The organism is Vibrio sp. R12-SW3-ISO1 (assembly GCF_059834005.1).
This window is the reverse complement of sequence record NZ_JCBDGK010000015.1, coordinates 247,330-270,696: the sequence shown is the minus strand read 5'-3', so window position 1 is coordinate 270,696 and position 23,367 is coordinate 247,330. Positions and strand designations below refer to the sequence as shown.

Sequence of the window (23,367 nt, the reverse complement as noted above, 5' to 3'; positions counted from 1 at the left end):
AGTGTCCTGAATTCTGTGTAACTGTCTAGACTTAAGCCTTAAAGGCTAAGGATGGACAATATGGATAAGAAAGCACTCGAAGCTTTTGCTCGTGAAGCAGCAAAGTCAATTAAGACTGAATCTGATCTTGATGACTTCCGAAAAATGTTAACCAAGGTGACCGTTGAAACGGCGTTAAACGCTGAACTCGATGAGCACCTTGGGTATCAAAAACACCAACCTAGAACTAGCTCCAACTCCCGCAATGGCTACTCGGGTAAATCAATCATCACCGATGATGGAGAAGTCGATATCGACGTCCCTCGCGACCGTGAAGCTAGCTTTGAACCTCAACTCGTCCGCAAGCACCAAACTCGATTCCAATCCATGGACGACAAGATATTAAGCCTATATGCGAAAGGCATGACCACACGTGAAATCGTCGCAACGTTCAAGGAAATGTATGATGCAGACGTCTCACCAACGCTGATATCAAAGGTGACCGACTCGGTACTCGAGCAAGTGATTGAATGGCAGTCGCGACCTCTCGACGAAATTTACCCTATCGTCTATCTCGATTGCATCGTGGTTAAGGTGCGTCAAGACAAGCAAGTCATCAACAAAGCGGTCTATCTTGCGTTAGGCGTCAACATGGAAGGCCAGAAAGAACTGCTCGGCATGTGGCTCTCTGAAACGGAAGGCGCCAAGTTCTGGCTTAACGTGCTGACAGAGCTTCAAAACCGTGGGGTAAAAGACATCCTTATCGCTTGCGTTGACGGACTAAAAGGTTTTCCTGACGCCATCAATACTGCGTTCCCAGAGACGCAAATACAGCTCTGTATCGTCCACATGGTGCGAAACTCGGTCAAATACGTCCCTTGGAAAGACTACAAAGCGGTGACGGCTGACCTGAAGAAAATCTACCAATCAGCCACAGAAGATGAGGCACTGCTCGCTTTAGAGCAGTTCTCTGAACGATGGGATAGTAAGTATCCTCAAATCAGTCGCTCTTGGACGGCGCATTGGGACAACCTCAACACCCTGTTTAACTACCCAGAGGATATTCGCCGAGCCATTTACACGACTAACGCCATTGAATCCCTCAACAGCGTTATTAGAAAAGCGATCAAGAAGCGCAAGCTCTTCCCAACGGATGAATCAGCTAGAAAGGTGATCTACCTGGCTATCCGAGATGCTTCCAAGAAGTGGACGATGCCGATTAGAAACTGGCGACAAGCTCTAAACCGCTTTATGATTATGTTCGAAGACCGACTCACTGAATACATGTAACCCCCGACAGTTACACAGAATTATTTACAGGGTCTTTGCTTTATCTAACCTATTATGCGCTTGAACCTAGTTCTAAAGGCTTTTTCACCACCTTCCATTTGGTTACATATAAACCCTTTCACCGCCTCTTCTTGCAGCCCTCCAGAAATGTAAGGCTCCAACCTTTGAGCTTGCTGTTGCATCCCTACCACTAACTCCGCATCGCCATTCACCACAATTGGCGCAGAGTGTGTGACGACAACTAACTGTCTACGTTTCTTATTATTTGAAATCGCAGGGATCACAGAGCTCGCAAGCATAGCGCAATCTAGGTCATCTTCAGGCTGATCGAGGATAAGCGGATCCTCGCCATATGACATTAAAAAGGACAACATCGAGGCAGACTTTTGGCCAGGTGAAGCCCTTTCTAATTGACGAAATTGTTTCATTGAGTCTTGGAACTCAATCTGTAGCCCATCGTCAGGAAACCAACAATGTAACTCATCTAACCTTTCATCCTGCAGTTGCCCCAGTCGCGCTCTTAGTGCGCCATGGATCGAGGCATAGTCATCACTCTGTTCCTTTTTGACACATGCAATATGGAAACGCTTTAGTTTGGCCAACTCAGTGTATCGCTTCTCCGCGCTTTGAGGATTGAATTTGTTCAAGTTTTCCATCGCGAACAATAAGCTATTCGGAGTGCCTCCATCAAAAATGTGGCTTTCGAATCTTTCAATTCCTGAGGCCGCCTGATACCCCTTAACTAACCGTTCACTCGAACACGCTAGAGGAAGCACTTTGATCCTAAGTTCCGTTAGACCAAGCTCCTCAATGAACTGGTTACGGACTTTGGTTAGATTCTCCCTGTGCGTGACCAGTTTCCCGTACAATTCAGCTTTGTTTGCTTGAACCAACGCAAGGGCATCTTTCAACCCTTGTTCGTTACTTAGAGCAACCTGCAATTCCGCTTGCGAGTCCATAAGAGCACTCAGCTCTTCGTGATTAATTTCCGCATCCTTTAATTGCGAAACCCTAGAACTTAAATCAGCAGAGTTAGCCTCAATTCGCCCCTTGATCGTCTGATAATAGGCTTGCTCAGTGGACTTAACCAACTTGGCCTTCGACTCTTCAATCAGCGCGAGAACTGCAGCACACAGGGTGTCATGAATTTCATTAACCTCGAGCTGCCACTTACCTAAGTCGGACTCTGTATCGTCAATCGCTCCCGATGCGCTCTCGGTACAAATGCCCTCAAGCCCCTCGATTAAATCATCGACTTTCTGCTTACTGTCTCCCGCCTTACCTAATTCTTCTTTATCGCTTGCAAGTGCCTGTTGAAGCGACTCTAATCCCGCTTCTTTTAAGGTTTGAAGCTTACGATCAACGTCTTGTAAATCGCCTTTAGTGGTGATGAGGTTACCGATAGCTCGCTGGGCTTCACGCTCTTCAAAACAGAGCTGTTTATACTTCGTTTCAAGGTCCAGCTTTTCTTGTTCCCACTTGGCATAATTTACGGTATCACTCTCATCGATCACGCTTAGAAATGAATTCGGCTTAGTCGCCATTTCATAGAGCATTTTTTGTGAGAAAATCGATACTGGAAAGCGTGATGTATTGAAGGTATCTTCTTCCTCCCATTGCTCACTTTCCTTTTTGAAGTGCTGAAAGGATGTCTTTGTCGGTGACCAAGATAGCCTGTATTGGTCTTGACCTTTATGGTATTCAAGCTCGACGAATGAGTCAGCTGTCATCGCACCGTTCTGGCCCACCTCTTTAAATGCATCAATATTGCTTTGCTGTATCTGAGGAAGGTGTTCATCACGACGGAGGCTTAAACGCATCGCTTCGATTAACGTTGACTTACCCGAACCCCGACTACCCACAATGGAGGTATACCAAGGGCTTAGTTCGATATTGATGGGACTACCAGTGATGTCTTGGCACATCTTGGTTTTTAAGGTTAGTTTAGTGATTCGCTTCGATGGGATCGCTGGTGGCTGTTTAGGTCCACGCTTTATACAGTGCTTTGGATCAGACAGTGCTACCTTTAACCCTTCAAAGGAAGGTTTTATCATCTTAACCCAGGTGTAGCCCTGTCCCATTTCACCAATAGAATGCGCGTCAGACCCTTTTAACCAAGCAAGATCCTCAATTAGTTTCTTCTGATAGTTGTCAAGATCATCCACATCGCCGATTAGCTCTATTGCGTCTGGTTTTGCATCAAATACCGCACTGACTGAGCCTTGATTATCATTCTGAAATACGCCTTTATCCTTGTCGACATGTGCAAGAATCGCCAAAGTCGGTGAATGAAATGCATGGATAGCCTCAACAACCCCGCGCGCACCTCGTGACAGTTCTATTGAATGATTTTTACCTTGAACGGGGGGAAGTCCGCAGCTGCCCACCAGCTCGCTAATGGTTGTGGAAGTAGCGTCATCATGCAAGATAGCGAGAACATGCACATTCCCCGCAGCGGTAAGCTCCACTGCCGGCATAATGACAATGTCCCGATACCCGTTGCCCTCGCCCGCCTCGTGCTCTACTTTAAGCGCTTCCAGTTCAGCCCGTATTGCATCTAGACCGTCACCCGTATTGTGATCACTCAGTACAACACAATCCACCTCATTGGACATTTGACCAAGGAGCCATTCACGGTTAGTACAACTAGGTGTCCTATCAGACCTAGGAAAGTCATCCGAGGCAGGTGAATGACAATGAAAATCAACCTTAAACCACTTACTACCAACAACTTGCAACTCGTGCTCCCAATGCAATAAGCAACTCTATTGTTATGTGCGCCGTATGATATGCGAGGTCAGTTTTGCGTTCAATGTTCTAGAACAAAGTTATGCCTGCATATTATTGGATATGTCGTAGCTCTATCGTTACTTCATCCACCCCAAATAAGGTCACTCAGTTTAGCGGCTTTCCATGCTTTTGCGGTTTCAAATAGTTACGTTGCCGAAGCTCACTTTTGTCCATACTCGTGTTAGGCCGAACCGCTCTAGCACGTTTCTGCCCCATTCCTTGCTAGCCGCGCTCAACTTCACAAATCATAGTGAGGTGATTTGACCTACTTTTTCTTATCTATGTAATGTCTAGGGAAGTGGACACTTACCAGATAACAACTATAGGAAAGTTATGGCTAATGAAAGAACTAAATACATTTCAGAGTGTTAATGAGCGTGATGTTGATCTATTAGTGCTAGAGGAGCTTAATGTTTCCGACTCATTTGCTCAATGGTTTGTTTGTCGTGTTCGAGAAGAAATAACCTCAGTAAAAACGCTCGGTGCTTGGCACTCTGTCGTAGATACTAACCTAGGCGAGTCAGACTTAGTTTATATCTATCAATCAGATGACTTATCTTCACAAGCAATACTTATTGAAAACAAGATTGATGCTTCAGCTCAGGCCCAACAAGGAGAGAGATACAGGCTTAGGGGTAACAGAGGTCTAGAAGATGGTCTTTGGCAAGATTTTAGAACATGTATCATTGCTCCAAAGGCATATATCGCTCGAAATGCTGAACCATACGACGCTGCCATTTCATACGAAGAAATAATGGTTTACCTTGCTGCCCAAGGTGATAAGCGAGGACTCTATAAGGCACAGACATTAAAAGATGCTATTGAAAAAAACAGAAGGGGTTACGTTGCGACGGTTTGCACCAAAACAACAGAATTTGCACAAAAATACTTAGCTTATGTCTCAGAACATTTTCCTCAATTGAATCCTGAGCAATCAAAACCCCGAGCTAATGGGCACGACTGGATTCATTTCTATCCCGATCCAATAAATAAAAACATACGAATCATTCACCAGATCTACGGCAAAGTCATCAAGTTGCAGTTTCTAGGCCAAGCAGACAACTTTGACGATATTAAAAGTCACTTTGAAGGTTTGGAATGTAGTGGATATCGAATCATAAAGTCGGGAAAATCAGTAAACATAGAAACACCATTACCTGAGATATCAATCGCAGAACAGAGTTTTGACTCAGTATTGGAAGAAATTAGTATCGCTCTAAATAAAGCCCAGCAGTTGCATTCGTGGATGGAAAATTACCATTCTGTGTGACCGTTAAAGAAACGATGCTCAGGAAAACTTATGTCCAGAGGCTTGCCGATGGGGCATGAAACACAGAAATGCCCCAAAGTGTGATTGGAGTAGTTTACATACCATGAGAGCGTATGGCGTTTCTTCATACTTTTCCTAATACCTCGAAAGCACCTGGGGAAGTGGGTTCAGTTCGGACAAAACTAACTAATGTCTATAGACTCGAGGGCTATTCAGGTCAGTACAGCCTGGACACAGAACTATGACTGTGTGATACCAGTTGGCAGGTGGGCTCGGTCAACGTCTAAAGCCTCGGCAGTAAAACTGTTATCATCCAAGCTGCAACTACCTCTACCACCAAAAAGACGAGTATGGCGCAGATTTTCGACTACTGGCTGATATGTATCTTCATACCTGCTAACACAATGCCAATCAGTCCTTGCAAGAGTATACACACTCAACCGAGCCTAAAGTGATAATGGTGCATCCTTTACTTCACTCATTACTGCATCAACGACTTCTCGATTTGCGTTTACGCAACTTTTTTTCAAGGTTTCCAGCGCGTCTTTAGGATCACTTTGCGTCGACAGCATAATCTGCAAACTGGTATTACCATTACCGCTACCACCGCTTAACATAACTAGCATGGCTTTGTCAGGGTACTCGTTATTAGGGTTCCGCATTGAATTAAAAGTGCCATGCATACTCTGCGCTTCCATAGCGGTCTCAAAATTGGTAACCGGGCGTGCTTGGATAACGTAGAGCTGTTTGCCTCCACGTTTAAAGTCATAGAACTGGCTTAGATTAAACCTAGCCTTGAGTGCTTTTGCAACCTCTTCGTAATCGTAGGGATACGATCTACGATAAGCGATATCTGTAACGATACCATTCTGTTGGTTGTAAACTATTTTTACCTCTGCGCTATCAGAGCTATTTTCATCTATATAGGAATAGAAAAAACTTGCTGGAACGCTCGTTTGAGCTAAACTTTCGGTACCGCTAGTAAATGCGTCAGAAAGACGTATAAGCTGCTCTTTGCTTAACTTCCTTTTATCAATTTTGTTGCCTTCCCAAAATTGCTGGCGGCAATATTCGCTGTACGTGGACCATTCATTGTTTAAATTAATTTGGATGTTTTGGCTATTGACGGAATACGTCCCTTTAGAAGAGTCGATAGGATCTCGCTCTAGCAAAGAAGCGATGCTGTCCCCCAAGCGAATCCCATCAATAGACACTGTATCTACGTCCGTTCCGTCTAACACTGGTGGCACGTTTAATGTTTGGCTGCGTGCGTAATAGGGTAAAACGACAACCAGCGACAAAATTGCATAATTCAACCATTTCATAGTTTATTCTCCTATCCGTGGTGCTAATGAAAAATCGCTCCGAGCTATCATCTGCTTAGAAAGACGAGCTTAGGGGGGATGAAATAGTTGTTCAAGGTTTACATAGTCAATTTCATACTTATTGACTAGCTTTGCATTTTTTGTTTAAGCGGCACGCACACGTTGTTACACCGCCATCGCATAGAGAGAATTTCAATTGCCATATGGAGAGACTATTTCAGTAACTGGCTGTAATTGATCCACATAGCCATCTGTAGTGGCATAGTTAATTTGGTCAACTGGTAAGAGGTTTTGCAATACTTCAGGTTATCCTTTAAACGCTAATTTAGCGAAAGCTGTAGCTAATTTTTGTCCAGCAACGAGCTAGCTCATATGATGGCTAGCTTTTCTAAAGGCTATAAGAAACTGCGTAGTAACCTCAAAGACAAAGGTGTACAACACCATCTGGTGATCATCTGATTACGACTGAAGATATTCCGTTTACGAGTGCCTCACAAGCCGCAGCCGTCCTACTTGGCTATCCTTGTAGCGGTCATAATTACTGGAGAGGCTCTTTGGGTAAACGTTGAAAGATATTGAGACAGAATCAGTTTAAGTGAATGCTGCGATGACTCTCTGTTTAAAGAGACCCAGGCTTAACTCATCCAATGCTAGAAAAGGAGGCTCAACATTATTTGGGTCAGTGCTATCTGAAGATTCTCCCCAACTAAGTAAGCCTTGTTGAGATCGATTAGATTTAACGCTTTCCGATACGGTGGATATTGGTATGCGTTGTTCATCTAGAACACTCGGCACATTATTTGCTCGTTTAATGTACATACAGCTATCAGGAATATCCTGCTCTATTCTTTCAGAAAACCCAATCAAACTTTCCTCAGCAAAGGTATACAGCCAAGCTTCCTGGTTGAGTGAATCGTTAACTCTTAATATTCTTCCAAGGACTTGCCTAAAGTAAAGCTCTGTTTTGACCGAACTCATATGGCAACAAACTTGTAGGCGAGGGATATCTGTTCCTTCACTTATCATCCCAACACTGACTATCCATTGAACATTCGAGTGACGAAAAGACTCAATTTCATTTAATGGATTATCATGATGATAAGTTACGATGCGTGCTGATTGATTAAAGTGCTCAACAAGCCGCTTTTGGATATCCTTCGCGTGCTTGATAGAAGCAGCAACGACTAAGCCTCCTGCATTTGGCGACTCTTGCCTTATTTGAGCTAGCTTTTGGCAACCACTATTCAATATGTAGTTCATAGCGTCTTCATTGTGAATGACACTGTGATAAGAAACATCGGATTGTTTAAGGCAATCAAGAATAGAAGTGAAGTGTTGATTATCACTGCCAGCCTTAACACTCAGGTGTTCATTATCGATTAAAACGATTTTAGGACGACGGCACACCTCATCTTCAACAGCCTGTTGCAAACCATAATGATAGTCACAAACAACCTTACCATCTGGGTCGGAATATTCAGCCATGACAATGGGTAGTCGATCGGAGCGCCAAGGAGTGCCCGACAGCGCCAATGTGTAACGGGCAATATCTTGGATCTTACTGACAATTTCTAATCCCCATGAATTTGACCGCCCCTCATCATCAAACGAACAATGATGGATCTCATCAAATACAACTAGCACTCGATACTTACTAACGGTGGTCCAAAATTTATCATCCAAGTAACGGATGGATTGATAGGTGTAAGAGCCACCAAGAGACCCCAAGCCTCCATTAAAGGAACATTCTAGTGTCCATGAAAATGTCTTCTGCATCCCTTCGGCAACCGAAAGTGATGGTGAAAAACAGAGAACTAAGTCAATCATATCTCCTTCAAAAAGGCACTTAGCAACCTCTGCTGCCATGACAGTTTTACCCGCACCAGGAGTGGCTTGACAGAAAAAATGTGGGCGTCTATTTGATGAAAACTTATTGATAGCCTGATCTACACATTCAGCTTGCCATGCTCTTAACATTGGGAAGCCTTTCTTTCGGCTATTTGCATCCAGTTAGTTAGCGCATTAATCCTACCCAATAGCTTGGCAGAGCGTTCTCTTGCCGAATTAAAAAGTGGTTGTATGTCTTGCTTGTTGTTTGGAAAGCGCATCAGCAATGACTGATACTCTTCTATTTCCCCCAGAGTAATCGCTAGTTCACCTTGATGTTGTTTCTTCTCTTGTTCCAATGTATTTAGGGAATAATCTAGACTTCCATCAGTCACTGAGCCCTCTGAGGCCTTCGTCTTTCCGGGCGTTCTAGGCTCGATCATGAGTGCTTTAAAGTCGTTAGTTTGATGGTAGCGCTTGTCCCTACGAGTCCCAGTGACAGAAAGCCAGCCTTTCTCCTCAAATGACAAAAGCTGTTTGTAAATATACTTTCGAGCGTCGTCTCTGTTCGAAAAGGTTGAAGTACCCTTTAACAAAGCATCCCTCGCTTCTACAACAGTGAAATTGTCCATCCCTTTTTCAATCAATAGGTTAAACATATCAGGGTTAATTCTGGTTACTTTCTTCATGTGACTCTTGCATACAACAAAAACTTAGGATTGCTAAGTATACAAAAATCAGTAAAACTTAGACAATCTAAGTTATCTAAAGGTTGAAAAGAAATGTGTAAGTGCAGAAAGACAACCCAATCCCAGCGAGGCTCAAAGCTGCGCGTAAAAAAGCCAAAATCACCCAAAAAGATTTAGGGGTGAAAATCGGCATGGAACCAAGCTCTGCTAGTGGGCGAATGAACCATTATGAGAAAGGCAGACACGTACCTGATATTGGAACGCTAGAACGAATGGCTGAAGTATTAGATGTTCCATTGAACTACTTTTTCTGTAGGAGCGAATTGAGCGCTGAGTTAGCGTGCGCAATTGATAAGTTGAATGATGAAGAGAAGGCGGCCCTATTATTAAAACTGGACCCTGTAAATAATTCTGTGTAACTGTCGGGGGTTACATGTATTCAGTGAGTCGGTCTTCGAACATAATCATAAAGCGGTTTAGAGCTTGTCGCCAGTTTCTAATCGGCATCGTCCACTTCTTGGAAGCATCTCGGATAGCCAGGTAGATCACCTTTCTAGCTGATTCATCCGTTGGGAAGAGCTTGCGCTTCTTGATCGCTTTTCTAATAACGCTGTTGAGGGATTCAATGGCGTTAGTCGTGTAAATGGCTCGGCGAATATCCTCTGGGTAGTTAAACAGGGTGTTGAGGTTGTCCCAATGCGCCGTCCAAGAGCGACTGATTTGAGGATACTTACTATCCCATCGTTCAGAGAACTGCTCTAAAGCGAGCAGTGCCTCATCTTCTGTGGCTGATTGGTAGATTTTCTTCAGGTCAGCCGTCACCGCTTTGTAGTCTTTCCAAGGGACGTATTTGACCGAGTTTCGCACCATGTGGACGATACAGAGCTGTATTTGCGTCTCTGGGAACGCAGTATTGATGGCGTCAGGAAAACCTTTTAGTCCGTCAACGCAAGCGATAAGGATGTCTTTTACCCCACGGTTTTGAAGCTCTGTCAGCACGTTAAGCCAGAACTTGGCGCCTTCCGTTTCAGAGAGCCACATGCCGAGCAGTTCTTTCTGGCCTTCCATGTTGACGCCTAACGCAAGATAGACCGCTTTGTTGATGACTTGCTTGTCTTGACGCACCTTAACCACGATGCAATCGAGATAGACGATAGGGTAAATTTCGTCGAGAGGTCGCGACTGCCATTCAATCACTTGCTCGAGTACCGAGTCGGTCACCTTTGATATCAGCGTTGGTGAGACGTCTGCATCATACATTTCCTTGAACGTTGCGACGATTTCACGTGTGGTCATGCCTTTCGCATATAGGCTTAATATCTTGTCGTCCATGGATTGGAATCGAGTTTGGTGCTTGCGGACGAGTTGAGGTTCAAAGCTAGCTTCACGGTCGCGAGGGACGTCGATATCGACTTCTCCATCATCGGTGATGATTGATTTACCCGAGTAGCCATTGCGGGAGTTGGAGCTAGTTCTAGGTTGGTGTTTTTGATACCCAAGGTGCTCATCGAGTTCAGCGTTTAACGCCGTTTCAACGGTCACCTTGGTTAACATTTTTCGGAAGTCATCAAGATCAGATTCAGTCTTAATTGACTTTGCTGCTTCACGAGCAAAAGCTTCGAGTGCTTTCTTATCCATATTGTCCATCCTTAGCCTTTAAGGCTTAAGTCTAGACAGTTACACAGAATTCAGGACACTCTCTAAAACTGACATCACCTAATTAACTCTGAGTAGGGTGATTCACTAACCAACAAGTTGCTGTATCGATAATTTGCTAAACACCTGTTTTACAAAACGAAGTTCACCAGTCTCGGCATCGGTTACATAATTTTCATAAGAAGCTATTTGCTCTATGGTTAGAGCATCTATCGGCACAGTGAAAGGATTTAAATCATTAGGATCATTAATTTTCTCGTAAACTGCAGCAAAGTCCTTCTCGTCAATACAGTGCTTATTATTCTCCAAAGCGACCTCTAGTGCGGCTGCAATTAACTCTTTAATCTCACCAAGTATACCTTTGCTTGCCGATAACAATCTCATTGCGAAATCGACATTTGTCAACGGCACCTTGAATGGTAAAGGCACCGTCTTTTCCAGAGCTTGTAAAACATCTAAATAGCTATCAATTGAGGACTCATCTGTGATCTTAATGTATGGAAGTTTGCGTCGAACCATAATTCGTCTGTTCCACTGCGAGTCCTCTAAAATTAGCCCGGCACTATGAAGTCCTACAAACACAATCGGCAAATGACACTCATCACTAATCATTTTGAGGCGGTCTCTAATATCCTGCCTCTGGTTATGACTTGTTCGTTCAAACAACTCTTGGCACTCCTCTATCACTAATAACTTAAGCCCAACTCTTTTCGATGTATCAATCACACAATCCGTTAATCCAATCTCTGAAGGCTTCGCTCTGCTATTTCTGTATGCGCCAAGCTCTTTGGCCATCCATAGTAAAGTCTCTAATAACGTGGGTCTTACACGAGTAATAAGGACTTCATGCCTTGATAAGTTTTTCTCGATAAAGTGATTAATAGTGGCTGTTTTGCCAGCACCGGTGCCAGCGGTCAGAAGCATTGATGGCGCAAAAGTGCCAAACTTCCTGCGTCTCATTATCCACTCGAGGCCAGAGAGGACTTTTTCAACCTCTGGGTAAACTGAAAATGAGTCATGGTATTCTGCTAAAACTTCATCACGATCCATATTCCTTCTCACTGTGGTCACATCTATTCCCTCAGGTTTTTGCGCTCGTTCCATTTAGACCTAAAGCTCTCTAGCGGAGTTGTATCAGAATTACTTTCCGACTCTGAGGTACTAAAGCTTGGTATTGGTGTTCTGTCACTCAGCTTGGCATGAGGGGTGTCGCTATTGACACTCGATATTTCTGCAACTTTCTTGGTAGATTTCGCCTTTCGTTTTCGCTCAGTGTGAGTTAACTGCATTAAGTCTGCTTGCTCTGCTTCGATTCGGTCATGTAGTGCAAGTCGAGCTTTTGCTAATGACAGTACATCCATCTCTCCTTTTATATAGGTTCTATGAGCCGCCAAAATCTTTTCATGTTCGCAAACGCTCAATCTGACTGTGTAACCAATTGGGTCCTTACTTGGAACCTTCACGTAACCTTGAAGCTCCTCGAGGTAAACGTAGATAGCGGATAAATCATCTGGGTCTACTTTTATTTTCTTTTTCATAGACTCTTTTGTTTGAGGGTACGTCTTTCGATAATCAGACAACGCTACACAGTCATAGTCTATATGCATGAACTTGATACCTTTATCTGTGAGTTTTCGATGCTGAAGAATCCCCATAACTACGCTAAATGCTTGCTCCTGATCGGGTAAGAGTTTTAATGGTGGCAAAACCTCATAGCTTTGTTTCCAATAAAGGTTTGGTATTCTTTTATGACGACTATCAGCATTAACATTGTGCACGTCTACAATCCAACGGTGAAATTCCTCTACAAAGGTACTAAAGCGCATGACTGCATCTTTTTCTGGCTTATAGTCCTCTTTTTCCAGCACGTTGGAGAATGTTTTTCCAGGCACCCAACCGACAATCCCTTGAACAATTTCACCAAATTTACGTTCAACAAATGGCTTTAACCATGGCTTTCGAACCTTGTTATAAACGACATTTATCCCAACTTCCAAACATGCATCCTCCCAGCTTTTTGACCAAAACTCCGCACCGTTGTCGACCACCAAGTTCTCGATTTTCCCTTCGCAAAGCCATTCATTATTGAATGAAATAGGCATTTCAGAAATGTAACTCTTACTTTTTGTAGCATGAATAACAGCTCTGGATGCCGCCACATAACTAGGAGCTTTAAAGCCTAGATGAAAGCCAATTATGCACCCACTAAATACATCTACGAGCAGTGTCAAATGTGCTCTACCCAATGGCACCATGAGGTCATCATGCAATAGAATCAAATCCAAGGGGGTGTGATCCATTTCGACTCGCTGCAAAATTCGAGTCGGCATATCCACAGATTGGTAATAGTTATAAAGCTTGTCTGCGTAGTATTTACCATGGCGAGCGAGCGCGACGCTGTATGGTTCCTCTTTACGAATACGATTCTTAAACGCTTCATATGACACTATCGGTATTTTTCCGGCGACTATCTTATCGTTCGCTACAATTATCCTGTCTCTGTAAAAGTTGAATGCCGCTCTAATCGACTGTCGCCTTGCGTCTAAAAACATCTTTAGAGCTTCATCATAATATTTTTCATCGCCAATAACTCTGGCTTCTCTGTTACCTTTAAGGTGGTTTTTATCGACCAAGCTAGTAAAACTTCCATTCGAGTCAACAAATGAGTTATGCCAACGCTGCAGTGATTTATAGCTAGGTTTCTTGGTAAGACGTGTTTTGGAGAAGTGTTTTTCAATTAGGGGATTGAGGTTTTTAGGGGTCCAACCTCCACTCAGTTCATTCGCAACTAAACATAACAATTTGTACCTTTCTAGCGCTTTGCTCTTCTGCTCCTCGGGATATGAAGAGAGGTCTCGCTCAATGATTTGCGTCGACTGTAATCTCGAGTACTTGAGACGTTCGGTCTGAGTTTCAGGCAAAAGCTCATGTTTTATTTCAGAATCTTCGTTGTACTCAGGCTCAAACTCGTCATGGAATCGGCCAACCATTTTATCTCACCGAAACAGCTGTACTTTCACTCAACTTAGCGATATCCAAATCAACACCGGCCTTTCCTACTGCAATCAGTCTTAAAACAGAAGCGAACACCCGACCGACGGACTCTCCAATTGAGACCGCTATATCACTGATTTTCATTGTTTCCCGTGAAATCAAATAAGAATGCACTTTGACTGCAAGCTCATCGCCTGCGATACACCCACTATACCGATGCACTAACTCTGAGTTTTTGAGAAAGTACCCATCTCTAATTTGCTTATCGGTCACCAAAACAAGACCAAATCCTCTTCGATTGGCAGCCTCTTTACGAGCAGCAAATTCTTGTTTAAATGTCTTTGATAACGTTTTCGAGTGTGGTTTGACTTCCACATACTTGAATGTGCCGTCAACATAGGTGGCTAGGAAATCAGGAGTGTAAGGGCGCTTTTTCCCATGGAGGTCATAATAGAAACCCTCTGGCTGAGATTCGTAGTGAACTACATCTGGATCATATTCGAAATGGTAGCAGCAGTCTCTCTCCAGACTACCCTCACACATAACAGCATCTCGGTTTTTGAGACTCGAGAATTTGTAGATGTTCTTATTAGGCGATGGCTTGCGAAGATTACGAATATACATATGCGTCCCTTTTGTTGTAACAAAACAACCAAATTAAGCTTAGGACACTTTATGGATTTTAAAAGGACAGATTATGATTTTATTGGGACAAGTTATGCTTTTAACAACAAGAAGGGTGGAAGCCCCAGCCACATCCCGGCACACAAGTCACTTGCTGCGGCTGCTTCCTTCCGGACCTGACCGAGTTCACAAGCTATTGTTGCGGGAGGACCAGAGCCTCCATTGATTCGTTTTTCTTGCGACTGTGCGCTAAGAAGTGTGGGGATTATTAATCATCGCCTGACTGATTTCAAGCGGTTAACCAGACAAATCAACGAAAAACAGCTTAACTGCCTAATCATTAGGCAATTGCGGTTGCTCAGCCATTGACGGAGCAGTCAACCAAGCTGCCTTGCTCTTTTGCGCCTTGGCTGCTGCGCTCTCGCTGCTTGCGTTTGTGGCTGTACATCGCTTGATCCGCCTGATTCAGGGCTTGCTGAAGCGTCAGAGAGCGAGTACTCGCTTGGCAAACACCCATAGCCAACGTAATGTTGAGTGACACACTGTTATCCCATGAGGTATAGGTTAAGGCAGCAACATGTTGAGCCAGAATATCCAGTTGCCCTTCATCCATCGGGCCAATCAAGATAAACTCATCTCCACCGATACGATAAGCGCTGCCTTGCCAGTAGCGAACGATCTGGTTGGCGATCGCTTTTAACACCTCATCACCTATCTCATGCCCATAGGTATCATTAATGGCTTTGAAGCCGTTGACATCAAGATAGACCAAGGTGTCACGCGATTTGAGCCCGAGTCGATATTTACGCTGCATGGCACGCCGGTTTCTCAAACGCGTTAAGTTATCCGTATTCGATTGGCTATAGAGGAAATAAGCCACGATGACCAAGAACGCCAGCACAAACAGAAACAATGCTTGGTTCTGCTGGGCTAAGCTTTTCTCGTTATGCAGCGTGGCTTTCCAGTCTGGCTGGTTATCATAGTTGTGGATGATTTTCTCGACGTCGATCATCGTCAGCGCCTGATTGAACAGCGGCACCAATTGCGCTCCGAGTTCATTGTTTGCAAAGCCCATCGCTACCTCTGAACGGTAGAAAGGCGCTATCGCGGTGTCCTCTTCGAGTGGCAACACCTCTTTGCTCTCACGCAGCAGCGCATGGAAGCTGCCGCGCGTCATGGGGATGTAGTCGATTTCGCCATTCAGCAGCGCCTTCACCAACGCCTGGCTACTGTTATAGACCTTAAAACGCTTGTTGGGCAGCAAGACATTCAGCAGTGATTCAGATGCCGCCTCTTTGATCACGCCAATACGCTCTGCAATCAATTCAGAAATGTTGCTGTAGACGCCCTCCTTGTACCCTTCCCGTTTGACCAAAATCGCTTCAGGGAAGTAGTAAGAGTCACCAAAGAGCAACTCGCCCCGACGCGATTCCAGCACCGCAACCGGTGCAAGTACGTCGATGGCCTGATTGACCAGATCTTGGTACATGCTTTCCCAAGTCTCGTTGGCTTGACTCTCAAGCTGACATTTAAGCAGTAAGATGTCGCACGCTTGAAATAAAACGTCAGCTGCGATCCCGGACACACTGCCGTCGGCATGATAGGTCGCGTACTGACCAAAATTCTCCAACTTCACTCTCAGTGGGCGATCAAGGTCAAGGCCGCTCTCTTTCGCCACATTTCGTAGTGCATCCCTGCGAATATTAAATTGGTATTGTCGAATCGACTCACGCAGCAATTTTTGTACGCCAGCGCTATGGACGTAATGTTCTATCGCGGCCAAGAGATCCGAGTGTTGGCCTTTGGTCGTCACGATAGAGACCGGTTTAATGGGGATTTGATCATTCAGCAGTTCGGCATCAAAACCGGAAAGCAACATCGGCTTAAGCTGGTTTATGGCGTCAACAACGCCGTCAACTTCCCCGGCATTCAGTAGTCGAACCGCTTCGTGATGGCCCGAGTATTCGATGAGGGTAATCGCAGGAAAGTGGCGCTCAATCAACTCGCCATAAATCGTGCCGTTGGGCACGCCCACGACTTGAACGTCCCCTAAACGGCGGGCTTGGGGGCTAAATAAATAGGTGTATTCAATGTTAGTGGGCGCAGAAAAATCGAAGTATTGAGCACGCTCAGGTGTATAGGTGACATTGGCCGCGAAATCGCTCTCACCAGACTCGACAGACTGTAAGATGTTGCTAAAACTAGGATAGCGTACATACTCTACTTTGATGGAAAAATGCTGCGACACTGCATCAAACAGCGTCCTCGTGACGACGTCATCGGCTTCCATCGCGACCCGATACTGCTCTTGCGCTGCATGGGCTCCTCCCATCAACGCCAACAGTAGCCACAATCCTTGGCCGAGTTTGACCATCCGTAGCCAAAACCTAAACCACATTGTTCATGTCTCTAGCGAAAAACTAACCCAAGTAACCAGTCCTGGTGAAGACTGCTCACCCCTTTGCATGAGATTGCAATTACGCAAGATTCTCGCACACTCGGTTGCATACGCCAAGTAATTGCTAGCCAAACATTTTATAGTGAGAGCTATGCAACTAAATCTCTGCTTCTTCCGCACTGCGAAGGATGTAATCGGTCATCCACGCCGTGCCTAACAAGGCAAACCACACCACAAATACCGGGTTGGGCACGTCAATATTGGGCGACACAACTAAAGCAGCAAATCCGACGGTCGGCAGCGTCCAACAGAGCAATTTCCCCCAACGCAGTGTTTTTAGCTTCGTCAGCGTTTCCATTGAGGCAATCATACCCGTCAGCGAGAGTGCCACCAGCACGCCGTAGGAGAGTTCAGCCATCCACAGGGGCAAAATCAAACTGAGCGCCCACCAGCTATGTTTATTCGATGGTTTCCAGTGATTGGCTGACCACCACACCACCAATATTGAGAGGGTTTGCGGCACAGTGATAAAGGCACTGCCCTCTAATTTTCCACCAGCCTGTGTGACCATAATGCCGACTTGCAGCGCTGCGACAATTAATGCGGTGGTTAACACCACCCACATATTACTGCGTTTTGAGAACACCACCATTAAGAGCGGAAAGAGTATCCATTGGCTGACCGACAACGCAATCGGCTGATAAGGCAACGTCAAGCCGTAAACCGTCATTGCACCGATCAATATCAACCCGACAATACCGCCTTGAGGCAATATCCAAAGCGCGGGAATCAGCATCGCGAGCAGCGGGATGTCTCCTTCACTCATGCTGATGGCGCGGGCGCAAATCACCGCGAGCAGTGTTGCGACAAAGAACTGAAATGTAGACAATACCATCCTCTCTCCTTATCCATTCCATGGAAAAAATCGAACTAGGACAAAAGCATTATGGACCAGTTTCTCGCGCAAATCTTTGCTGTGATTCACCAAATTCCATGTGGAAAGGTCTCTACCTACGGAGAGATCGCAAAAATGGCGGGTTACCCAGGTTACGCAAGACATGTCGGCCGAGCGCTAGGCCAACTGCCTGAGGGATCATCTCTGCCTTGGTTTCGGGTCATCAATAGTCAAGGTAAGCTCTCACTGAAAGGCGAAGCGTTTGAAAGACAAAAAAACGCCCTCATTGAAGAGGGCATTGAGGTATCACCGCAAGGCCGAGTAAGACTGGCTCGCTATCGCTGGCAGCCTTAAGACGATGTTTAACGCACACCTTTAAGTAGCAGATTCACTTGCTGCGTTTTCGCTTCATCGGTAATCACACGGTACGCGGTATCAGAGATAAAACGTAATTTCCCATCCACCTCAATTCTTGCGCTGACGCTATAAGTATGCCGCGCGTCAATTTGGCTCGGATCGTAACTGAGCTCAAACGTAAACGGAACTTGTGCCCCATCCGCCGAAAACTGCTGTTTGGCGATCACTTTTGCTGGCGCATCCGCCAGTGAGACATCTTGCAACGTGACCGTCACCAAGGCTTCGCTCGGCAGTGCGATCCGCTCTCGGTAGGCGAGAGTACCGGAGACTGTGTCCATTTTCGGCGCCGTCTCCGAAAGTTGCCCCGCTTGGCAACCTGCGAGCGCAAGTATCGCGGTGCATGCTAAAAACCAATGCGTGATATTCTTTTTCATAGTGCCTCTTTAATTTGTTCGCCAAAAACCCAACGTAAGCGGGAGAATCGTCTTGAGTATAAACGATGGCTGTTCACAGTGGTGTTTATTGATGAAAGAGTTGACCGCGACCTAACGCAAATCAGAAAAGTCTGACTACAATTTCATACAGCTGTTTAAATTTATCACTCAACCGATAAAATAGTCGCTATCGTCAACCTGTACATATGAAACCCGCTCGACAAGGGGAAGGATCTGCCAATGAGTAAACCTCTCAAAGAACTCCTAGAACTACTGAAACTTGAAAAATTAGAAGAAGGATTGTTTCGCGGCCAAAGTGAAAACCTTGGCCTACCGCAAGTCTATGGAGGACAAGTGATTGGTCAGGCGCTTTCTGCCGCTCGCTACACAGTGGATGATGCGCGCACTGTGCACTCATTTCACAGCTACTTTCTCTACCCTGGCGATCCGGAAAAACCGATCATTTACGATGTGGAAAACCTGCGCGATGGCCGAAGCTTCAGTACACGTCGGGTAAAAGCGATTCAAAACGGTCGACCGATTTTTTACCTCACCGCTTCCTATCATGGTGATGCGCCGGGCTTTGAGCATCAAAACACCATGCCGAACATTCCTGGGCCTGAAAACTTTAAATCCGAGTCTGAGCTCGCCGCGCAAATCGAACACATCTTGCCAGAGAAGCTCAAAAAAGCATTTTGTGGGGAGAAGCCGATTGAGATGCGCCCGGTCACGGTCGTCAATCCGTTAAATCCGCAAAAAGTCGACGCCAAGCAGTACCTTTGGATTCGTGCCAACGGTGAGATGCCCGACAATCAACTGATTCACCAATATTTGCTTGGATACGCCTCTGACTGGGGGTTCCTCGTGACCGCGCTTCATCCGCACGGTGTTTCTTTGATGACGCCTAATTTCCAAGTGGCTACCATCGACCACTCTATTTGGTTCCATCGCCCTTTTAAAATGGATGATTGGTTGCTGTATGCCATCGAGAGCCCGACCGCCAGCAATACCCGAGGCTTAGTCCGTGGCGAGATATACAATCGTGAGGGACACCTGGTCGCCACTGCGGTGCAAGAAGGTGTGATGCGATTTACTCAATAACACCGATGCCGTGCTTGGAATCATCCAAGCGCGGCGCTATTTTTTCGGGCGCTGCCAGTCGTTGTTAATCTTAACGCTATCCCTGAATCGGCAACGCCGTGGTGTATTTCAGGGGCTCCATAGCAAAGGTCGACGTGACATTAGAGATACCTGCTACCGAGTTGACCAACTTTTTGTAGAAGCGGTCAAAACACGGCATGTCTTTCACCAGCACTTTCATCATGTAGTCATACTCTCCCGCCATCCGATAGAACTCCATCACCTCAGGGAACTCCGACACAGTCTCGACAAAGTGGCTATACCAGCCATGCGAGTGATCCGATGTTTTCACTAACACAAACGCCGTAAACGACAACTCCAGTTTTTCAGGGTTGAGCAACGCAACACGACGCTCTATAACGCCACTCTCTTCCAACTTTTTCAGCCGCTTCCAGCACGGTGTCGTCGTTAGATTCACCGCGTCCGCCAGATCGTTTAACGACAACGTCGCATCTTGTTGCAGCAAGTTGAGGAGGGTTTTATCGATGCGGTCTGATTGCATGGTGAGGCCTTGGGTTATGGGTTATGGGTTATGGGTTATGGGTTATGGGTTATGGGTTATGGGAGAATTTTTTTCTACCTTTACAGTAAATACAAGGAAAAATAGGTAAGCATTTCTCCTTATTTGAAGTTAGTTTATTTTCATTGCATGAACAATGGAAGCGATACCGTGTGTAAAGATCATGATTGGATAAACAGCGCTGTGCGCAAAATTGAAGCGGACTATCAACGCAGCGCCGATACTCACCTCATCAAACTCGATTTGCCGTGTGTTGACGGCATTGATATCTACTTAAAAGATGAAAGCACGCACCCTACCGGCTCGCTCAAACACCGATTGGCACGCTCACTGTTTCTGTACGCGATATGCAATGGTTGGGTCGGGCCTGACACTCCGATCATTGAATCCTCTTCCGGCAGTACCGCGGTCTCTGAGGCATACTTTGCGCGGCTACTTGGGTTGCCCTTTATCGCCGTGATGCCCAAATGCACCGCGCGGAAAAAAATTGAGCAAATCGAATTTTACGGTGGCAAAGCGCATCTGGTCGAACGCACCGACCAGATTTACGCAGAATCTCACCGCCTCGCCAAAGAGCTCAACGGCCATTATATGGACCAGTTCACTTATGCCGAGCGCGCGACAGACTGGCGCGGTAACAACAATATCGCCAACTCGATCTTTAGCCAGATGGCACTCGAGACACACCCTATCCCCAGTTGGATAGTCATGAGCCCAGGAACAGGCGGCACTTCCGCCACCATTGGCCGCTTTATTCGCTATCAACAGCACAACACCAAGTTGTGCGTGGTTGACCCAGAACACTCTGTGTTTCATCAATTTTATCGTACTGGCAATGCCTCATTGACGCTCGAATGTGGCAGTAAAATAGAAGGGATCGGCCGCCCAAGAGTCGAACCGAGCTTTATTCCCGGCGTTATCGATGAAATGCGCACCATTCCGGACGCCGCTTCGGTCGCGACTATCCATTGGCTTGAGGGGATTCTGGGGCGTAAAGTGGGTCCATCTACAGGCACCAATCTGTTCGGCGCGCTGCAAATCGCCAGCGAAATGAAAGCCAAAGGCGAGCAAGGCGCCATTGTCACGCTGCTCTGTGACAGTGGTGAGCGCTACCTCGATACCTACTTTTCACCAGAATGGGTTGAGGATCACATTGGTGATTTAGCGCCTTACCTCACGCAACTTAAACAGTTTTCAGCCACAGGATCGGGGCTAAACATCCGATAAATTCAAACAACGGGTGATAAAATCGTGCGATTATTAACCCGTTGTATTTATTATAAATAATGAAAATAGCAAGGGACTAAGTCATACAAAAATCAATTTTTAACCTAAGACTTCTGTTTTAAACTCAGCAGAGTCCCAAAAGAGCGACTATCCTTCACAGTAATAGCAAAATAACGTGGCTAGGTTATTGTTTTCGTGTTGATAAGATGTGATGATTATTGATAATAATAATATTACGTACCTTAAAACTATAACAGTCACCATTAAATTGTTGATACTGAAATAAGGAAATTTCTATGCTGTCGCTCTCCATTCGTGGGAAGGTCCTTGCACTCTGCTTGGTGTCTCTATTCGGCTTTGTGAGCATCCTCTCCATCGGTGGCTCAACCCTCACCAATAACACCGAACAAGTTCGTGATATCAATAAGCTTTATTACCCCGTGATGAACTCGGCCTCCCTGAACTCTGTGCTGCTCTCTCAGCTTGCAGAGCGATTCAATCTCGCCGTAACACTCGGTGATGAAGAGATGCTCGATATCAACCGTGACACGCTCGCGGAAATCGTCGGCAATTTTGAGATGCAAGCTACTTTGCAGCCAGCACTGAAATCCCAAACGACGCAACTTAAATCGACGTTAGAGAGCTATTTCAATGGCACTTATGATGTCGCGCTCGGCATGATTGATGGCGAACTCGATCTGTCCGAGGCGGCCAGAAAAGCCGAAGCAAATAACCAACTTCTTAGCCAACTGACCACCCAAATGTCCGATTTCTCTCAAGCTCGCATTGATGAGTTTGAGCAGTCGGTAACGGAGCTACAAAGCGACAACGTGACCGCAAGTCGCAACATGAGCGTTCTTGGCGTTGTGGCGCTGGTTCTGATCATCGTCATGGGCGGATTTGTGACTCGCGGTATTCGTCGCGATCTGGGTTCATTAGCTGAAAACATGCGCGATATTGCCGAGGGCGATGGCGATCTCACGGTACGTATTCAACATGACAAACGCGATGAATTGAAACCTGTGGTGGACTCCTTCAACCTATTCGTCAATAAGTTGCAGCAAAACGTCACCCACACTATCGAAAACGTCAGCAAGCTGGACAACATTTCCACCACTCTAGTGGAATCGAGCCATTCGACCTCTAGCCTCTCAGACAAACAATACCAAGCGATCGAAGAAGTCTCTCGTTCACTGGCGCAATTGTTTGAAGCTGCGAGGCTGATTGCCTCCAACGCCAGCGATGCTTCCGTCTCAGCCAACAGCGCCAGTGAGCAAGCCAGCAACGGTGAAGTGCAAGTTAAGAGCACCATCACTGCCGTTCAAGAGTTGACGGAAGACGTGAGAAACGCCTCGACCGTCGTTCAACAGCTCGATGCCAACACCCAAAATGCGGGCTCGATTTTGGATGCGATCAGCGCCATTGCTGAGCAAACCAACTTACTGGCGCTTAACGCCGCCATTGAAGCCGCCCGCGCGGGCGAACAGGGCCGCGGGTTTGCCGTGGTGGCCGATGAAGTGCGCACCCTCGCTTCTCGCACTCAAACCTCTACTCAAGAAATTCAATCTGTCTTGCAGCAGTTACAGGAACAAACCAAAACCGCTGCCAACATCATTACCGAAAGCGCCAACAAAGCGGAAGCGTGCGTAGAGAAATCGCTCGTCGCCGAGCAATCTTTGCAACGCATCACCGCTGACGTCTCGGATATTAGCCACAAAAACGAACTGATTGCCTCTTCCACAGAAGAGCAAGAACGCACATCCGCAGAGATTGAAACCATAGTGGCCAACATCCGCAACATGGCTCAAGGCACGGCAGACAGTGTCGGTGAGCTCGATAGCGTCGCGCAAAACATCAACATTATTACCGCTAACTTAACCGAACTGACGAGTCACTTTAAGGTCAAGTAGCGACCTCTTTGTCTCTCACACCGTCTCGTAAGCGCGATGGTG

The 23,367-nt window shown here is 45.9% G+C and carries 20 protein-coding genes and 1 other RNA gene; 8 read left to right on the top strand and 13 right to left on the bottom strand.

Annotated features, from left to right (window positions below; genetic code table 11):
- Window positions 1-60: 60 nt before the first annotated feature.
- Complete coding sequence (locus AC6R0R_RS04915; protein ID WP_500625857.1) at window positions 61-1,269, top strand: IS256 family transposase; 1,209 nt, start codon at window positions 61-63, stop codon at window positions 1,267-1,269.
- A gap of 44 nt (window positions 1,270-1,313) precedes the next feature.
- Here AC6R0R_RS04915 and ppl read toward each other — a convergent pair whose 3' ends face one another.
- Complete coding sequence (gene ppl, locus AC6R0R_RS04910) at window positions 1,314-4,007, bottom strand: anti-phage protein Ppl (RefSeq protein WP_500625893.1); 2,694 nt, start codon at window positions 4,005-4,007, stop codon at window positions 1,314-1,316.
- 392 nt (window positions 4,008-4,399) lie between these two features.
- On the opposite strand from ppl, the gene AC6R0R_RS04905 reads away from it, so the two are divergent.
- Complete coding sequence (locus AC6R0R_RS04905; RefSeq protein ID WP_500625892.1) at window positions 4,400-5,329, top strand: PD-(D/E)XK nuclease superfamily protein; 930 nt, start codon at window positions 4,400-4,402, stop codon at window positions 5,327-5,329.
- Window positions 5,330-5,775: 446 nt separating this feature from the next.
- Here the strand turns inward: AC6R0R_RS04905 and AC6R0R_RS04900 are convergent, their stop codons facing one another.
- Window positions 5,776-6,654 carry a hypothetical protein gene (locus AC6R0R_RS04900; RefSeq protein ID WP_500625891.1) on the bottom strand — a complete coding sequence of 293 codons (879 nt, stop codon included), beginning with the start codon at window positions 6,652-6,654 and terminating at the stop codon, window positions 5,776-5,778.
- Window positions 6,655-7,109: 455 nt separating this feature from the next.
- On the opposite strand from AC6R0R_RS04900, the gene AC6R0R_RS04895 reads away from it, so the two are divergent.
- A complete protein-coding gene (locus tag AC6R0R_RS04895) occupies window positions 7,110-7,223 on the top strand; it encodes a DUF4357 domain-containing protein (protein WP_500625900.1) in 114 nt (37 codons plus the stop codon).
- A gap of 22 nt (window positions 7,224-7,245) precedes the next feature.
- On the opposite strand, the gene AC6R0R_RS04890 is transcribed toward AC6R0R_RS04895, so the two are convergent.
- Window positions 7,246-8,631, bottom strand: a complete 1,386-nt coding sequence (locus tag AC6R0R_RS04890; RefSeq protein WP_500625890.1) for a DEAD/DEAH box helicase — start codon at window positions 8,629-8,631, stop codon at window positions 7,246-7,248.
- A complete protein-coding gene (locus AC6R0R_RS04885) occupies window positions 8,625-9,170 on the bottom strand; it encodes a VspR family transcription factor (protein ID WP_500625889.1) in 546 nt (181 codons plus the stop codon). Before AC6R0R_RS04885 ends, AC6R0R_RS04890 begins: the two co-directional genes overlap by 7 nt.
- 101 nt (window positions 9,171-9,271) lie before the next feature.
- On the opposite strand from AC6R0R_RS04885, the gene AC6R0R_RS04880 reads away from it, so the two are divergent.
- Complete coding sequence (locus AC6R0R_RS04880) at window positions 9,272-9,589, top strand: helix-turn-helix domain-containing protein (protein WP_500625888.1); 318 nt, start codon at window positions 9,272-9,274, stop codon at window positions 9,587-9,589.
- A 10-nt stretch (window positions 9,590-9,599) separates the two neighbouring features.
- On the opposite strand, the gene AC6R0R_RS04875 is transcribed toward AC6R0R_RS04880, so the two are convergent.
- From AC6R0R_RS04875 to AC6R0R_RS04845, 7 genes are all read right to left on the bottom strand, one after another.
- A complete protein-coding gene (locus tag AC6R0R_RS04875) occupies window positions 9,600-10,808 on the bottom strand; it encodes an IS256 family transposase (protein WP_500625857.1) in 1,209 nt (402 codons plus the stop codon).
- A 105-nt stretch (window positions 10,809-10,913) separates the two neighbouring features.
- A complete protein-coding gene (locus AC6R0R_RS04870) occupies window positions 10,914-11,876 on the bottom strand; it encodes a TniB family NTP-binding protein (protein ID WP_500625887.1) in 963 nt (320 codons plus the stop codon).
- Window positions 11,877-11,899: 23 nt separating this feature from the next.
- Complete coding sequence (locus AC6R0R_RS04865; RefSeq protein WP_500625886.1) at window positions 11,900-13,816, bottom strand: integrase catalytic domain-containing protein; 1,917 nt, start codon at window positions 13,814-13,816, stop codon at window positions 11,900-11,902.
- Between the two features lies 1 nt (window position 13,817).
- Window positions 13,818-14,444 (bottom strand): TnsA endonuclease N-terminal domain-containing protein, encoded by a 627-nt coding sequence (locus AC6R0R_RS04860; RefSeq protein WP_500625885.1) that lies wholly within the window; start codon window positions 14,442-14,444, stop codon window positions 13,818-13,820.
- A gap of 119 nt (window positions 14,445-14,563) precedes the next feature.
- An RNA gene (gene ffs / locus AC6R0R_RS04855) (signal recognition particle sRNA small type) lies at window positions 14,564-14,660 on the bottom strand.
- 142 nt (window positions 14,661-14,802) lie between these two features.
- On the bottom strand, window positions 14,803-16,842 hold the full coding sequence (locus tag AC6R0R_RS04850) for a GGDEF domain-containing protein (RefSeq protein ID WP_500625884.1): 2,040 nt from the start codon (window positions 16,840-16,842) through the stop codon (window positions 14,803-14,805).
- Between the two features lie 157 nt (window positions 16,843-16,999).
- Entirely contained in the window at window positions 17,000-17,737 is a 738-nt protein-coding gene (locus AC6R0R_RS04845) for a VP0952 family biofilm-associated protein (protein WP_500625883.1), read from the bottom strand.
- 51 nt (window positions 17,738-17,788) lie between these two features.
- Here AC6R0R_RS04845 and AC6R0R_RS04840 point away from each other — a divergent pair, with 51 nt between their 5' ends.
- Window positions 17,789-18,091, top strand: coding sequence for an MGMT family protein (locus AC6R0R_RS04840; RefSeq protein WP_500625882.1), 303 nt, complete (start codon window positions 17,789-17,791; stop codon window positions 18,089-18,091).
- An 8-nt stretch (window positions 18,092-18,099) separates the two neighbouring features.
- Here the strand turns inward: AC6R0R_RS04840 and AC6R0R_RS04835 are convergent, their stop codons facing one another.
- A complete protein-coding gene (locus AC6R0R_RS04835; RefSeq protein ID WP_500625881.1) occupies window positions 18,100-18,528 on the bottom strand; it encodes a YbaY family lipoprotein in 429 nt (142 codons plus the stop codon).
- Window positions 18,529-18,768: 240 nt separating this feature from the next.
- Here AC6R0R_RS04835 and tesB point away from each other — a divergent pair, with 240 nt between their 5' ends.
- Window positions 18,769-19,629, top strand: coding sequence for an acyl-CoA thioesterase II (gene tesB / locus AC6R0R_RS04830; RefSeq protein WP_500625880.1), 861 nt, complete (start codon window positions 18,769-18,771; stop codon window positions 19,627-19,629).
- Window positions 19,630-19,705: 76 nt separating this feature from the next.
- Here tesB and AC6R0R_RS04825 read toward each other — a convergent pair whose 3' ends face one another.
- Window positions 19,706-20,170 (bottom strand): Lrp/AsnC family transcriptional regulator, encoded by a 465-nt coding sequence (locus AC6R0R_RS04825; RefSeq protein ID WP_500625879.1) that lies wholly within the window; start codon window positions 20,168-20,170, stop codon window positions 19,706-19,708.
- 168 nt (window positions 20,171-20,338) lie between these two features.
- On the opposite strand from AC6R0R_RS04825, the gene AC6R0R_RS04820 reads away from it, so the two are divergent.
- Together AC6R0R_RS04820 and AC6R0R_RS04815 are read left to right on the top strand one after the other, a co-directional pair.
- Window positions 20,339-21,415, top strand: a complete 1,077-nt coding sequence (locus AC6R0R_RS04820; protein ID WP_500625878.1) for a PLP-dependent cysteine synthase family protein — start codon at window positions 20,339-20,341, stop codon at window positions 21,413-21,415.
- A 443-nt stretch (window positions 21,416-21,858) separates the two neighbouring features.
- The gene (locus tag AC6R0R_RS04815; RefSeq protein ID WP_500625899.1) at window positions 21,859-23,325 is read left to right on the top strand and encodes a methyl-accepting chemotaxis protein; all 1,467 of its coding nucleotides are present in this window, start codon (window positions 21,859-21,861) and stop codon (window positions 23,323-23,325) included.
- The last annotated feature ends 42 nt before the right edge of the window (window positions 23,326-23,367 follow it).